General features: G+C 42.4%; 14 protein-coding genes, 1 tRNA gene and 1 other RNA gene. 7 read left to right on the top strand and 9 right to left on the bottom strand.

What is annotated here, in order from left to right; genetic code table 11:
- Positions 1 to 6: 6 nt before the first annotated feature.
- Positions 7 to 477 (bottom strand): DUF3013 family protein, encoded by a 471-nt coding sequence (locus ABT997_RS08125; RefSeq protein WP_023027600.1) that lies wholly within the window; start codon positions 475 to 477, stop codon positions 7 to 9.
- Positions 478 to 591: 114 nt separating this feature from the next.
- On the opposite strand from ABT997_RS08125, the gene ABT997_RS08120 reads away from it, so the two are divergent.
- From ABT997_RS08120 to ABT997_RS08105, 5 genes are all read left to right on the top strand, one after another.
- Positions 592 to 1,863 (top strand): replication-associated recombination protein A, encoded by a 1,272-nt coding sequence (locus tag ABT997_RS08120; protein ID WP_350019120.1) that lies wholly within the window; start codon positions 592 to 594, stop codon positions 1,861 to 1,863.
- A gap of 66 nt (positions 1,864 to 1,929) precedes the next feature.
- A non-coding RNA gene (gene ssrS, locus ABT997_RS09830) (6S RNA) lies at positions 1,930 to 2,123 on the top strand.
- Between the two features lie 2 nt (positions 2,124 to 2,125).
- Positions 2,126 to 2,198, top strand: a tRNA-Lys gene (locus ABT997_RS08115).
- 95 nt (positions 2,199 to 2,293) lie between these two features.
- Positions 2,294 to 2,710, top strand: a complete 417-nt coding sequence (locus ABT997_RS08110; RefSeq protein ID WP_225305933.1) for a helix-turn-helix domain-containing protein — start codon at positions 2,294 to 2,296, stop codon at positions 2,708 to 2,710.
- A gap of 218 nt (positions 2,711 to 2,928) precedes the next feature.
- Complete coding sequence (locus ABT997_RS08105) at positions 2,929 to 3,444, top strand: HdeD family acid-resistance protein (RefSeq protein ID WP_023022109.1); 516 nt, start codon at positions 2,929 to 2,931, stop codon at positions 3,442 to 3,444.
- 545 nt (positions 3,445 to 3,989) lie between these two features.
- On the opposite strand, the gene ABT997_RS08100 is transcribed toward ABT997_RS08105, so the two are convergent.
- The 4 genes from ABT997_RS08100 to ABT997_RS08085 form a co-directional block, all read right to left on the bottom strand.
- Complete coding sequence (locus tag ABT997_RS08100) at positions 3,990 to 4,529, bottom strand: T6SS immunity protein Tdi1 domain-containing protein (RefSeq protein ID WP_049473943.1); 540 nt, start codon at positions 4,527 to 4,529, stop codon at positions 3,990 to 3,992.
- A gap of 125 nt (positions 4,530 to 4,654) precedes the next feature.
- Positions 4,655 to 5,140 (bottom strand): immunity protein YezG family protein, encoded by a 486-nt coding sequence (locus tag ABT997_RS08095; protein WP_009732100.1) that lies wholly within the window; start codon positions 5,138 to 5,140, stop codon positions 4,655 to 4,657.
- A gap of 429 nt (positions 5,141 to 5,569) precedes the next feature.
- The gene (locus tag ABT997_RS08090) at positions 5,570 to 6,109 is read right to left on the bottom strand and encodes a T6SS immunity protein Tdi1 domain-containing protein (protein WP_123159822.1); all 540 of its coding nucleotides are present in this window, start codon (positions 6,107 to 6,109) and stop codon (positions 5,570 to 5,572) included.
- A 126-nt stretch (positions 6,110 to 6,235) separates the two neighbouring features.
- Positions 6,236 to 6,721, bottom strand: coding sequence for an immunity protein YezG family protein (locus ABT997_RS08085; RefSeq protein ID WP_154854025.1), 486 nt, complete (start codon positions 6,719 to 6,721; stop codon positions 6,236 to 6,238).
- 481 nt (positions 6,722 to 7,202) lie between these two features.
- Between ABT997_RS08085 and ABT997_RS08080 the strand changes: the two genes are divergently transcribed.
- Together ABT997_RS08080 and ABT997_RS08075 are read left to right on the top strand one after the other, a co-directional pair.
- Entirely contained in the window at positions 7,203 to 8,306 is a 1,104-nt protein-coding gene (locus tag ABT997_RS08080; RefSeq protein WP_154854028.1) for an ABC transporter permease, read from the top strand.
- Between the two features lies 1 nt (position 8,307).
- Positions 8,308 to 8,997 (top strand): ABC transporter ATP-binding protein, encoded by a 690-nt coding sequence (locus ABT997_RS08075; protein WP_154854032.1) that lies wholly within the window; start codon positions 8,308 to 8,310, stop codon positions 8,995 to 8,997.
- A 179-nt stretch (positions 8,998 to 9,176) separates the two neighbouring features.
- Here the strand turns inward: ABT997_RS08075 and ABT997_RS08070 are convergent, their stop codons facing one another.
- The 4 genes from ABT997_RS08070 to ABT997_RS08055 form a co-directional block, all read right to left on the bottom strand.
- Positions 9,177 to 10,502 (bottom strand): sensor histidine kinase, encoded by a 1,326-nt coding sequence (locus ABT997_RS08070; protein WP_350019119.1) that lies wholly within the window; start codon positions 10,500 to 10,502, stop codon positions 9,177 to 9,179.
- Positions 10,499 to 11,152: a response regulator transcription factor gene (locus tag ABT997_RS08065; RefSeq protein WP_154854038.1), complete on the bottom strand. Its 654-nt coding sequence runs from the start codon at positions 11,150 to 11,152 to the stop codon at positions 10,499 to 10,501. Before ABT997_RS08065 ends, ABT997_RS08070 begins: the two co-directional genes overlap by 4 nt.
- A 72-nt stretch (positions 11,153 to 11,224) precedes the next feature.
- Positions 11,225 to 12,601 carry an ABC transporter permease gene (locus ABT997_RS08060; protein WP_023022102.1) on the bottom strand — a complete coding sequence of 459 codons (1,377 nt, stop codon included), beginning with the start codon at positions 12,599 to 12,601 and terminating at the stop codon, positions 11,225 to 11,227.
- A gap of 12 nt (positions 12,602 to 12,613) precedes the next feature.
- Positions 12,614 to 13,246 carry an ABC transporter ATP-binding protein gene (locus tag ABT997_RS08055; RefSeq protein ID WP_009731296.1) on the bottom strand — a complete coding sequence of 211 codons (633 nt, stop codon included), beginning with the start codon at positions 13,244 to 13,246 and terminating at the stop codon, positions 12,614 to 12,616.
- Positions 13,247 to 13,261: the final 15 nt, after the last annotated feature.

The following is a 13,261-nucleotide window of genomic DNA, read 5'->3' as shown; positions in this document are numbered from 1 at the left end:
TCGTTTCTAATATCTCGGATAAGGGTAAAAGGTGCTTTCTTCCAGGCCGACTTTGCCTTCTTCAAAAACTTCTTGGTTCCAGACGATCTCAAAGCTCTCTGCTTCTTCGTCTGCTAAGAAATCCATGAGGTCATCCAAGGCCAGCTCGGCTGTATCCTTTAGGAAGGTCGCAAAATAAGCTAGAAACTCCCGAGACAAGCCTTTTTTCGGCTCATACGGAAGGGCTGTTAAATAGGCATCTTCTTCCACATGCGACTTGGCTGGATTGTAGAAGATGACGGCTTCTTCAAAGAAGATATCCTCGTCAGACTCTTCCCCCGACTCATCGACCAAGGCAACCCCTCCTGTGTTTTGTACTTCTAAGAGAAAAGCCACTTCTACCGCATGATTCTTCTTATCCCAATTGATCTCAAAGTCAAAGGGAAAGACCTTTTCCATTTCCTCTTCTAAAACATCCAAAAATCCATATTTAGACATCATGTCCTCTTTCTAATTTCCCACTCTTAGAGCGGAATATGATACAATAGTTACTACAATCTTACCATAAAAACTGCCTCTTTTAAAGGAGACAAAGCTAGAAAGGAGACCCTCATGCCGGACAATCTCGCCCTGCGCATGCGCCCCAAAACCATTGATCAGGTCATCGGACAAGAACACCTGGTCGGCCCAGGGAAAATCATCCGCCGCATGGTGGAGGCCAATCGTCTCTCGTCCATGATTCTCTTTGGCCCACCAGGGATTGGCAAGACCAGTATTGCTTCTGCCATCGCAGGCACGACCAAGTATGCCTTTCGGACCTTCAATGCAACTGTCGACAGTAAAAAACGCCTGCAAGAGATTGCAGAGGAAGCTAAGTTTTCAGGTGGTCTAGTCCTGCTCTTGGACGAGATTCATCGCTTGGACAAGACCAAACAAGATTTTCTCCTGCCTTTATTGGAGAGCGGTCTGGTCATCATGATCGGCGCTACAACCGAAAATCCTTTCTTTTCCGTGACGCCTGCCATTCGCAGTAGGGTGCAGATCTTTGAGCTGGAACCCTTGACCAATGAACAGGTCAAAGAGGCGATCCAGTTGGCACTGAGCGACCCTGAGCGGGGCTTTGACTTCCCTGTTACCCTCGATGAGGAAGCCTTGGATTTCATCGCCACTTCGACCAATGGAGACCTGCGTTCTGCCTATAATTCTCTCGATTTGGCTGTTCTCTCTACCAAGGAAGGGGAGGATGGCGTTCGCCACATCAGTCTCGACATCATGGAAAACAGCCTCCAGCGCAGCTATATCACCATGGACAAGGATGGAGACGGCCACTACGATGTCCTCTCTGCTCTGCAAAAGTCCATCCGCGGATCCGATGTCGATGCTAGTCTCCACTACGCCGCACGCTTGATTGAAGCGGGCGATCTCCCTAGCTTAGCCCGTCGCTTGACGGTCATTGCCTACGAAGATATCGGCCTGGCCAATCCAGATGCACAGATCCATACGGTGACAGCCCTTCAGGCAGCGGAGCGCATCGGCTTTCCCGAAGCCCGCATCCTCATCGCCAACATCGTCATTGACCTGGCACTTTCGCCTAAGTCCAACTCGGCCTACGTCGCCATGGATAAGGCCTTGTCTGATCTCCGGAAATCGGGCAATCTTCCTATCCCTCGCCACCTCCGCGATGGTCATTATGCTGGAAGCAAGGAACTGGGAAATGCCCAAGACTACAAGTACCCTCACAATTATCCTGGCAATTGGGTCCAACAGGACTACCTACCAGACAAGCTTAAGGGGGTCTCTTATTTCACTCCCAATGAAAATGGCAAATACGAGCGAGCCCTAGGGGCGACAAAAGAGAAGATTGATCAACTCAAGAAAAGGTGATATCGGTTCCAAAAAATTGAGATTTTCCCTTGAAATTTTTTTGAAATATGGTATCATATACATATAGAAACGCTGTGGTGTACGACTTCACACTTAAGTGTTGACCGACTATTTTTTGTATTATTAGGGAAACAAAGGACTTCTAACAGCATGCAGGCCGTATCACGCGGAAGCAGCTTCAGTTAGAGCAAGTTGCCCACCTGCTTAATTGCGCGGGTTCAATACAAACCGTGAAGTTTCGGCACCAATACAGCTTTTTTTTGCCTCCTTAGCTCAGTTGGTAGAGCAGTAGACTCTTAATCTATGGGTCGCAGGTTCGAGCCCTGCAGGGGGCATCTAAATCAACAGGAAAAAGCCTTGATTTATAAGGCTTTTTTGCTTGTCTATAACTGATTTGCCCCATCATTTGCCCCACATTTTTTTATGAGCAATCTTTCCAGACATCTCTGATTACGAAAAACAAAAAAGCTATCCTACCTTTGCAAATTTGGATAAGATAGCAGAATATTTTAATGCAACTCCAACCCAACTATTTGGAACTAGTAAAGAGATTGAGTTAGAAAAGAGTGTTCTTGAATCTAATGAATACTCTGATAAAGTAAGTGAGATTTTAAAAGCTGTCAAATACATCGAAGATTTTCTAGAAACTGATGGACAGTACTTAGAGGATTTACTTTACTTAACAAGAGGCAACCAACTATACACAGAAGATGGAGATGAGTTGTATATTGATCCAACTTCTCAGAAAAGAACACTTCATAACCAATATGAACCTGGTTTTATTGAAGCAAGGGATAAATCTCCACTAGAACTCTTAATTGAAAATAAGGAATTGTTTGATAAATAGAAAAAGCGAGGATAACCTCGCTTCAAATTGAAGTTAAAATCTTTAGAAGACACTTTTATAAGGACTTTGTCTTCAATCTGTGAAAAGGAGTGAAAACTCCTTTTCTTTTTGTAAGTCAGACTGAAACTTCCAAATTGTTTATTTATTTTATTGACATTTTCTATAAAAATAAGTATAATAGTTTTATTAGAAAACTATACTATATAGGGGGTATTGAAATGAAATTTTCTAATCGTTTACTGCTATTCCTTGCAGGAGTTGTTTTTGTCCTTTTAGGACTTTTCCTATTTACAAACCCAGTAGCTAATCTTGTTGCTTACAGCTGGTGGATTTCATTTGGTTTACTGGTTTCTTCTATAGCAGCTATTTTAGGCTATTTCTCTGCACCAAAAGAGCTTCGCTCACCTGTTTATCTTTTCCAAGGATTTGTTAGTCTTCTCTTAGCTCTTTACCTCGTTGCTTATGGCTTTGTGACCCTGCCGGTCGTCATTCCGACCATTGTAGGAATTTGGTTAATTGTAGAAGCCATTATTGCTTTCTTTAAAGGCAATCGTCTAAGATTGACTTTCCCTATTATTGGTAGCAATATCACGTGGGTAGCCTTGCTTGAATTTTTACTAGGTCTAGTGATTCTGTTCAATCCAGTGGCTACAGGTGTCTTTGTCGTTTATGTCATTGCCTTTTCAGTTTTAGTTACTGGCTTCACCTACATTATTGAGGCCTTTCGTAAATAGTCTAGTTGCTATTTCTATCGCATTCAAAAAAGCTGGGAAATCATATTCTCAGCTTTTTTGTCTCTTTAATTATCACTTTTTCGCATTCCATTCTGCGTAGAAATTTGTTTTTCCATTTTATTCTCCAATTTGATCTCGCACTGACATTTATTTATAACAAAACTATATATCTAGAATAGCATAATCATTAGGTATTATAGGTTTTCAAACAAAATACGAGTCATTCGTTTTTGCCCCGCTTTTGCCCCATTTTTAAATCCTGACATTGAAAATACCTAAAAGTATTTCCCTAAAATCAGCTATATTTCAACATTTTTGTTTATTTTCAATATGAAAAGTTCTTACAAATCCATGTAGGGGGTATCTAAATCAACAGGAAAAAGCCTTGATTTATAAGGCTTTTTTGCTTGTCATTTTGTTTTTTGTACCAAATTTTGTACCAAATAATTTATATTCACCAAATTAGAGAGTCTCATCCAAAGACTCGTTATTTATCTCACACTCGTTTTCGTCGAAAAAACCACCGCAAGGGTGGTTCTTTTTTATCAATCGTCAAATACTCCGCCTGTGAGTTGGTACATGAGATAAATGTGTTCCAGGACTTTTACTTTATCCATGTGATCCACATCTTTAAAGCCTCCTAATGCCAAGAGCGGGACAAAACCGAAACATTGGTTATAAGACAGAGCACCATGTTTTGATACAGCTTGTCTATATAAATCAAGTTCAAAGTTATCAGTCACATATGAGTTATCTAAATACTGAAGGAAATATTTCAAGCTCTTTATAATAATGTCGCAGTCTTGAAGGTTATATTTTACAATACCAACAAATTCATTCTCTTCCCAAGTAATAATATCTCCAAATGCTGTTACGAACATAGGAAAAGCGATATCTCCTCTGAAATAACTATCTTGGAGAAGTTCAAGATAGTCATCTGGATTAATGACTTTGAGATAACCATCTAAAAAGGTTCCCAAGCCATCTTCCTGCCAAATCTGTAACAACTCAGCAGGGACTTGGTCCTTGTATTTTTCAATAACTTCTTGGGGCATATCTGCCACTTTGATAAAGTTTTCTAGCATGTTTTCCTCCGATTTGATTTTTAGCATCATTTCTCTACAACCATAGTATACCATAAACCATATGTACCAACATTTGTTAAACAACAAGAAAACCACCGCGTAGGTGGTTTATTCTTTAGATATAACTATTTGCCATTATGCTCTCTTTGGAAGGCTTTCATAGCCTTGAACTGTTCTAGTTCTTTTTCATTAGCTGGTTGCTTTCCGAGATATTTATATTCAAAAAAGTCCATTTGTTGACCTGAACTATAATCACTTTCATTCCAAGGTGCATAGTCAAATTCAGCAGATAATTTCGTGCCAATTACTTTTATAGTACAAGAAGTCCACAAAGGTTGGCCTTCTTTCTCAAAAATTTCTCTCAACTCCCAAGCTAATCTAAAGGTGCGTCTTTCTTGATTCCGAAATTCTAAATTAGGAATACCATACCGCTTTGGAATATATAGATTGTAGATATACTCATTTTTCCCCTCTTCATTAAAGAAATAATATACCTCTCCTCCATCAAAAGCTAAACTTATGTTAATAAAAAGATTATCCCATGCTACTGGTATTGTCTCATTAACACTCTGTGCAATCTCACGAATTTTTTCATTAATTTGTTTTTCCATTTTATCCTCCGATTTGAACTCGCACTGACATTTATTTATAACAACACTATATATCTAGTATGGCATAATCATTAGGTATTATAGGTTTTCAAACCAAATGTGAGTCATTCGTTTTTGCCCCACTTTTGCCCCATTTTTAAATCCTGACATTGAAAACACCTAAAAGTATTTCCCTAAAATCAGCTATATTTCAACACTTTTGTTTATTTTCAATATGAAAAGTTCTTACAAATTCATGTAGGGGGCATCTAAATCAACAGGAAGAAGCCTTGATTTACAAGGCTTTTTTGCTTGTCATTTTGTTTTTTGTACCAAAATTTGTACCAAAAAGTTTATATTCACAGAATAAGCGAGTCTCATCCAAAGACTCGCTAGTTATCTAACACCTTGTTTTCATAAAAAAACCACCGCGAGGGGGGTTCTTTTTTATCAATCGTCCATTACTCCGCCTGTGAGTTGATACATGAGGTAAATGTGCTCCAGGACTTTTACTTTATCCATGTGATCCACATCTTTAAAGCCTCCCAAAGCTAGCAAAGGAACAAAACCGAAACATTCATCGTAGGCCAATTCACCATGTTTGGCAAGAGCTTGTCTATATAAATCAAGTTCAAATTTTTTTGTAATATATTCGTTATCTAAAAATTGAACGAATAAATCCATCCCCTTACAAATAATATCCAAATCCTGAATATTATATTGGACAATTCCCACATAGGCGTTCTTTTCCCAAGTAACAATATCTCCAAATGCTGTTACGAACATCGGAAAAGCGATATCTCCTCTGAAATAGCTATCTTGGAGAAGCTCTAGATAATCCTCTGGATTAATCACCTTCAAATAACCATCTAAAAAGGTTCCCAGACCATCTTCCTGCCAAATCTGTAGCAACTCAGCAGGGACTTGGTCCTTGTATTTTTCAATAACTTCTTGGGGCATGTCTGCCACTTTGATAAAGTTTTCTAACATGTTTTCCTCCGATTTGATTTCCTATTCACGTTTCACTCTGCCTCTAGTATACCACAAAACCTATGTAATAGGTTTGATCAAGCCATAAGAAAACCACCGCGAAGGTGGTTTATTCTTTTGATATAACTATTTGCTATTATGCTCTCTTTGGAAGGCTTCCATGGCTTTGAACTGCTCAAGTTCCTTTTCATCTCGAGGTTCAAAACCAAGAAACTGATATCTAAAAAAGTTCATACGAGCAGTAGGTCCAAAATCACTTGCCAACCATGGCGCATAGTCAAAGTCGACTGACAGCTTATTATCTTCATCCAAATGAATGATACAAATATACCAATCCGCCAAATCATTCTCAACGAATACTTTTTTCAGTTCTTCACATTTTTCAAATAAAACGGTATTCTCGTTTAGAACTTCCATCATTGATAGACCAAAATCATCTGACATTTCAAGATGGTAATGATATTCATTCTTATATTTAAAATAAAAATAGGCTTCGCCACTATAGGTCTTGTCCATCTCTATTACAATATACAAATCATCCCACTCAACTGGAATCATATCGTTGGCTTGATGCACGATCTCGATAATTTTTTCATTAATTTGTTTTTCCATTTTATCCTCCGATTTGATCTCGCACTGATATTTATTGATAAAAACACTATATATCTAGTATAGCATAATCATTAGGTATTATAGGTTTTCAAACCAAATGTGAGTCAATCGTTTTTGCCCCACTTTTATATCATGCATTGAAAACACCTAAAAGTACTTCCCTAAAATCATCTATATTTCACATTTTTGATTATTTTCAATATGAAAAGTTCTTACAAATTCATGCAGGGGCATCTAAACCAACAGGAAAAAGCCTTGATAACCAAGGCTTTTTTGCTTGTCTATAGTATATCTCTTTTTTGTATACATTAACAATTAATAATTAATAATTGAGAAACAAATGGAATACAGTAAACAAATCCGATTCCTTCATACTCTACCAAACACCAGCCTCCTATTCTCCCCCAACTTGTGGTATGATGGTAGAGTATGTCTAGGTGCCAAGTTACTTGAGCACCTCCGTACTAAAAGGAGAACGAATATGAAAATCGCATGGAATGAAATTAAATACCAACCCAAGAAGTTTATCCTGATTGAACTCCTCATTACCATTCTCATGTTTATGGTGGTATTCTTGTCTGGTCTAACAAATGGACTGGGGCGTTCGGTATCGGCCCAAATCGATAACTATGGGTCGCTCCACTACATCCTTTCGACGGATTCAGAAGGGATTATCCCCTTCTCAACCATTACGGCTAAGGATTTAGATGAGATTAACAAGATAGAGGAAATGGATTATTCTGGCTTGTCGATCCAGCGAGCAACTATCTCAAAATCAGAGGATTCCAATACCCTAGATATCACCTACTTCGCGACCGACCACAATGAAGAAGAAATCCTTAATCCAATCATGGAAGATAGTGACCTCAAGATATCCGATTTAAAGAAAAATGAGGTCATTCTGGACAGCTCTTTCAAAAAGGATGAGGGGATCCAGGTCGGCGATCAAGTGATCGATAAAACTTCTAAGCAAAAACTCAAGGTCGTGGCCTTCGCGAACAATGCCAAATACGGCTATAGTGAGATTGGTTTTATCAACTCGGAGACCTACACAGGTATGCGGCAAAAAACAGATCCAAGCTATCAATGGCAAGCCCAAACCCTTGTGACCAAGAATAGCATCACCTCTAGCGATCTAGCCAGCAACTTAATGGTAGCGGATAAAAAGCAAGTAATCGATAAAATCCCTGGCTACAAGGCTCAAAACTTGACGCTGCGGATGATTACTTGGGTGCTGCTACTCGCTTCCTCTGCTATCCTTGGGGTCTTCTTCTATATTCTCACCCTGCAGAAGTTGAAACAGTTTGGCGTCCTAAAGGCCATTGGCATGTCCATGAGCCAGATTACCTATGTCCAATTATCCCAACTTACCATCATCTCCCTCATCGGAGTGCTACTGGGGCTTGGCTTGGCAACTATGATGGCACCATTTTTACCCAATAGTGTCCCTTCCTTTATGACCCTGAAAGACAACCTCACCATCTCGATTAGCTTTATCCTGACCTCTATGTTGTGTGGTGCCTTGTCCCTTGTCAAAATCAAAAAAGTAGATCCAATCGAAGTCATTGGTGGAAATGGAGAATAAGATGGCCATTATTGCATTAGAAAATATCAGAAAATCCTACGCCGATGGCAGCCAGATGCACCATGTCCTCAACCAACTTAATTTAAGCGTCGAACCCAACGAATTTGTCGCGATCTTGGGCCCTTCAGGATCTGGTAAATCCACTCTCTTAGCCATCGCTGGCTTACTTTTGTCAGCAGACGAGGGCCGGATTCGTATCGCTGGCCAAGACTTGACCGGCCTCAACCAAGGCCAGTGGACACAAAAACGGCTGGAATTGCTTGGCTTCATCTTTCAAGATCACCAGCTCCTCTCCTATATGAAAATCGGTGACCAGTTAGAACTGGTGGCCAAATTGAAAGGAGAAAAGGACAAGAAAAAACGCCAAGAGGAAGTCAAAGCCTTGCTGGCAGATCTGGGCATCGAAGCTTGTTACCACCAATACCCTAATCAGATGTCTGGTGGACAAAAACAACGGGCAGCCATCGCGCGGGCCTTTATCGGAAATCCGCAGGTCATCTTAGCCGATGAACCAACCGCTAGCCTAGACCCTGATCGGGGGCAAGAAATCGCCCAGTTGATCTGGAAAGAAGTCAAATCCAAAAACAAGAGCGCCATCATGGTGACCCATGACCGCTCCATCCTGACCTATGTGGATACCATTTATGAATTAAAACATGGCCAATTGCTAAAGGTAGAACAGCTTGATTAAGTACAAAAAGAGGCTGGGACAAAAGTCCTAGCCTCTCAATTGTCTTTGCATTGTCGAGCAAGACGCAGTTCTACTACGCTGATTTCATCAGCTTTTATAGCCCTACTCAACTGTGCGGAGATGGGACGACGAAATCGAATTCTAACGAATGACCGATTTCTGTCCCACTCTCTATTTTTTTAGTCTTGAGGATCTTTGGGCAGTTCCATACGGAAGCGTAAGCCCATAGCCGTTTTATCAAATTGGTAGGCCAGTTCTTCATGGTCCAGCAAGTGTTGAACCACGAAGAGTCCCAAGCCACCTTCCTTCTTCTGGCGGCTAGCGGACATTGGCATCTCAGCGGTCTCTACCATTTCCTGGCTGGTATTTTCAACAGCCAAGTGCGTCCCTTCTTCTTCGAGACGGAGTTGGATCTCTCCACCGGCATCCGAATGCTTGACAGCATTACTGATGACATTTGAGAGGACCAATTTCAGAATGGCTGGATCCATATAGACTGGTTTGTCAGGGATTCGATTGTCAATCGTGAGTGAGCGGGATTGAGCCAAGACCTTGTACTGGTCGAGGATCTGCTCTAAGACCTGGTCCAGCTGGATCCACTCCTTGTCACCAGCCAGTTCTTGGACAGAGGACAGGGACAGGATTTCTAGGACGATCTGATTCATCTCATCGACGATATCGAGGGAGACCGATAGGTAACGGTCCCGATCCTTGTAGCGGCCGATCTTATCCCGCATATTTTCTAGGATAATCTTCAAGCTGGCCAGAGGGGTCTTGAGCTCATGGGAGGCCCCTCTTAGAAATTCGACCTTCATCTGCTCCAACTTCAGATTTTCCTGCTTCTGCTGCTCTAGATTGTCAATCACTTCTAAAAGATGGTGATAGAGGTCGTTAATCTGTTGCTTGAGGACGCCGATCTCATCCTGCGAGTGAATGGGGAGACTGGCTGTCCGATCCAAGCGCTTCATCCGCTTGGTCATCTGCTTGATCTCAAGGATCGGAGCAGAAATCATGCGGGCATAGAGATAGGAGGCAATCAGCGACAGAACAAAGGAGGCAAGGAGACTATAGGGAAGAAAACCCAGACTGATGTCCCGCGCTTCCTTTTGCGAATCGACGGTCGCTAAGAATTGTAAGGTCAGGTCTTTCCCTTCTTTGGTCTGAATCTTTCGCTCTTCAATCACCAGGGAATTGTTCTGGCTGTTAGGGTTCAGGAGCAGGTCATCCTTGACCTCTATGGCATTTTGTTTTTGCTTGCCCTTGATAGAGACCTTGATATCATTGGTCTTGGAATATAGGTCGATGACCGACTCAATGGTTCCTTCTTCCTGACCTTGGAAACTCTTGGACAGGGCCTGTGATTTCTTCAAAATCGTCTGGCGCTGGGACTCGATATAGGTCGACGGGAAAATAAAGTAAACCGAAGCGTGTAGAAGGATGACTAAGCCACTAAAAAGGGCAAAGGTGATCAGAAAAATCTTTGCAAAGATACTCCGTTTGGTCATGGTCTCTCCAATTTATAGCCGACATTGCGCACCGTAACGATACAGTCCAGCTCTAGTTTTTTTCGTAGTTCCTTGATATAGACATCAATCACCCGGTCAAAAGGAATCTCCTCTGTCTCCTTCCAGACGGCATCGAGGATCTGAGAGCGGGTCCGGGCCTTGCCTTCATGCTGGAGCAAGTATTCCAAGATTTCCAACTCCTTGGCATTCATGGAGATGGCTTGCCCAGCTAGGCTGGCTGTATAGCTCTCAAAATCCACCCGTGCCTCTCCATAGGTGAAGACCCGGGAAGGCTGGAGCTTTTTAAAAATAGCTTCGATGCGGACCTTCAAGAGGGACAAGGAGAAGGGTTTTTCCAGATAGCCATCTGCCAACTCTCCAAAGGCTGTCAACTTATAGTCCTCATCATGGAAGGCCGTCAGCATGAGGACAGGGACTGAGCTAGTCTTCCGGATGACCTTGAGGACTTCCAAGCCATTGAGGATCGGGAGCTGGATGTCTAGCAAGACTAGATCTGGTGTCTCTCTGTGAAAGAGGTCCAGGGCCTCCTGCCCATCGCCTGCTTCAAAGACCTCATAGCCACATTCCATGAGATAGTCGCTCATCCCTTCTCGAATCAGGACTTCATCTTCTACGATTAGTATCTTCATACACTTTCCTTTTATCTAAGAAACTTCTTCTACCTCCTATTATACCCTATTTCTATTTTAGGAAACAATCTCTTATTCGACATCCACCAAGAGTTCCTTTGGTTTCTTATGCAAGAGCCATTGAGAAGAAAGGATGGATACGAGAATCAAGAGAAGCCCACCGACCAAAACAATCACGAGCAATTGGCTCGGTTGGATATCCATATGGATATCTGTCAGGGTCTTACTGAAGCTTTCTGCCTCAGCTCCTCCACCAAGGTTAGCTGCAGAGGATTCTTGAGCCATTTGTTTGGCAATGCCACTGGTTACGTTTTTGAGCACCGTATCTCCCACTGCTTTGGCAAGAAGTCCTGCGACTCCATAGGAGAGGAGGAAGGCTGGGATGGAAATCATGACCAATTCTGCCACGAATTGCCCCGCAATCTGTACCTTAGAAAGTCCAAGAGCCAGTAAGATACCAACTTCTCTGCGACGGGCATTGAGCCACAAGACAAGAAGAAGAGTGAGAAGCAAGCTAGCAAAGATGAGGCTACCGATAAACAAGTAGTCTGCCACTTGGAACATGCTGCTGATGGATTTTTGCAAGGCTGGGTAGTTCGAAGAGCTCTTAACCAAGTCAAAGTAATTCCATGGGATATCCAAGGCTTTGATTTTTTCGATCAGTTTATCCAGGTCCTGATCCCCTTTTGCAAAGAAGGTCGCATCCTCATAGGTGGCTGTTTGGACGGTATTGCCATAGAGTTTGGCAGCTGTATCCAAGTCAGAAATGAGTGTATCTTCATACAATTCTTGGGCGTAAGTGAGAGGAGCTTGGTTTTTCCCTGAGAACAAGCCTTTAATGGTCACTTCGACGGTTTCATTGGCCCCTTTTTCATTGTCAGCATCATAGAGGTTAGACTTGAGGCGCACCTTGTCGCCCACCTTGAGGCCATTCTTTTTCGCCAAATCTTCGTGCATGAGGATTTGGTTTTTGTCTTTATCAGTCAGGTGCTCCCCTTGGACCAGTTTGTAGGCTCCGGAGACAAACTTATCTTCTTTTGAAGAGTCATTGACCCCTGTCACCATCAAGGTATTCTTGAAGTGTTTAGCCCGCTCTGGAGATTGGTTTTGTAAGGTTTCTTCGGTCTCAATGATCTCGTGGTCTAGGATATCCGCGATGGCATTGATCCGCTTGATGGAGGAGGTGATCCCCTCTACCTGGCTGATTTTTTCGATATCTTCTCCTCTGAGATTTCCAGCTCCCCGAGGGGTTCCCGGATTGGTCCGGCGGTTGATCTGCATGGAGAAGCTATTGGTGATGGAGCCTAGACTTTCCGATGAAGCTTTTTGGGTTGCACCCTTCATGGAGAGTCCGATCAAGCTCAAGGTCCCCATGAGGAGAATAATGGCAAAGAGCAAGAGAGACTTGGGCCATTTACGTGTGATATAAGCAAAAGCATTTCGCAACATAGCATTCCCTCCTTACTTGCTCTTCTCAACGAGGCTACGACGACTCAATTCCAAGACCACATCGGAGGCCTCTGCTACTTCCTTGCTGTGAGTGACGACGATGACACATTTTTGGCGCTCCTTGGCCAATTTCTTCAAAATGGCAATGATATCACCTGCTGTCTGTTCGTCTAGGTTTCCCGTCGGCTCATCAGCCAAGATGACAGGCGCTTCTGAAACGAGTGCACGCGCAATCGCCACCCGTTGCTGCTGCCCTCCGGATAGTTGGAGGACATTACGTTTGATTTGCGTTTCGTCCAGCCCCAATTCCAAAAGAATCTCTTTCCCAGCTTGTTTGTTGACCAGGCGGACATTTTCAAGTGGTGTCAAATAATCGATCAGATTGTAATTCTGAAAGACCAGGGAAACATGGTGCTTGCGGTGGTAGCTAGACCCTTTGGTCTGGATGTCCTCCCCATCAAAGAGAACCTGCCCCTTCTTGGGATTGTCCAGACCAGCTAGGAGGGAAAGGAGGGTTGATTTCCCAGTTCCTGACTGGCCAATAATACTGTAAAATGTCCCATTCTCGAACTGATAGTTCACATTTGAGAGGATATCTTCACTATAGCTTTGGTAACTATAGGCTACATTTTTGAGTTCTAACATATGTGTCATTTCTCC

The organism is Streptococcus australis, from assembly GCF_040226615.1.
In the GTDB taxonomy this organism is placed as follows: domain Bacteria; phylum Bacillota; class Bacilli; order Lactobacillales; family Streptococcaceae; genus Streptococcus; species Streptococcus australis_E.
This window is presented reverse-complemented; position numbering and strand designations above follow the sequence as displayed.

Bases quoted from the DNA above. Each gene is read 5' to 3' on its own strand.
- ABT997_RS08090 (WP_123159822.1), bottom strand. From the start codon at position 6,109: ATGTTAGAAAACTTTATCAAAGTGGCAGACATGCCCCAAGAAGTTATT.
- ABT997_RS08095 (WP_009732100.1), bottom strand. From the start codon at position 5,140: ATGGAAAAACAAATTAATGAAAAAATTCGTGAGATTGCACAGAGTGTT.
- ABT997_RS08065 (WP_154854038.1), bottom strand. From the start codon at position 11,152: ATGAAGATACTAATCGTAGAAGATGAAGTCCTGATTCGAGAAGGGATG.
- ABT997_RS08120 (WP_350019120.1), top strand. From the start codon at position 592: ATGCCGGACAATCTCGCCCTGCGCATGCGCCCCAAAACCATTGATCAG.
- ABT997_RS08075 (WP_154854032.1), top strand. From the start codon at position 8,308: ATGGCCATTATTGCATTAGAAAATATCAGAAAATCCTACGCCGATGGC.
- ABT997_RS08105 (WP_023022109.1), top strand. From the start codon at position 2,929: ATGAAATTTTCTAATCGTTTACTGCTATTCCTTGCAGGAGTTGTTTTT.
- ABT997_RS08070 (WP_350019119.1), bottom strand. From the start codon at position 10,502: ATGACCAAACGGAGTATCTTTGCAAAGATTTTTCTGATCACCTTTGCC.
- ABT997_RS08080 (WP_154854028.1), top strand. From the start codon at position 7,203: ATGAAAATCGCATGGAATGAAATTAAATACCAACCCAAGAAGTTTATC.
- ABT997_RS08125 (WP_023027600.1), bottom strand. From the start codon at position 477: ATGTCTAAATATGGATTTTTGGATGTTTTAGAAGAGGAAATGGAAAAG.
- ABT997_RS08055 (WP_009731296.1), bottom strand. From the start codon at position 13,246: ATGTTAGAACTCAAAAATGTAGCCTATAGTTACCAAAGCTATAGTGAA.
- ABT997_RS08060 (WP_023022102.1), bottom strand. From the start codon at position 12,601: ATGTTGCGAAATGCTTTTGCTTATATCACACGTAAATGGCCCAAGTCT.
- ABT997_RS08100 (WP_049473943.1), bottom strand. From the start codon at position 4,529: ATGCTAGAAAACTTTATCAAAGTGGCAGATATGCCCCAAGAAGTTATT.
- ABT997_RS08085 (WP_154854025.1), bottom strand. From the start codon at position 6,721: ATGGAAAAACAAATTAATGAAAAAATTATCGAGATCGTGCATCAAGCC.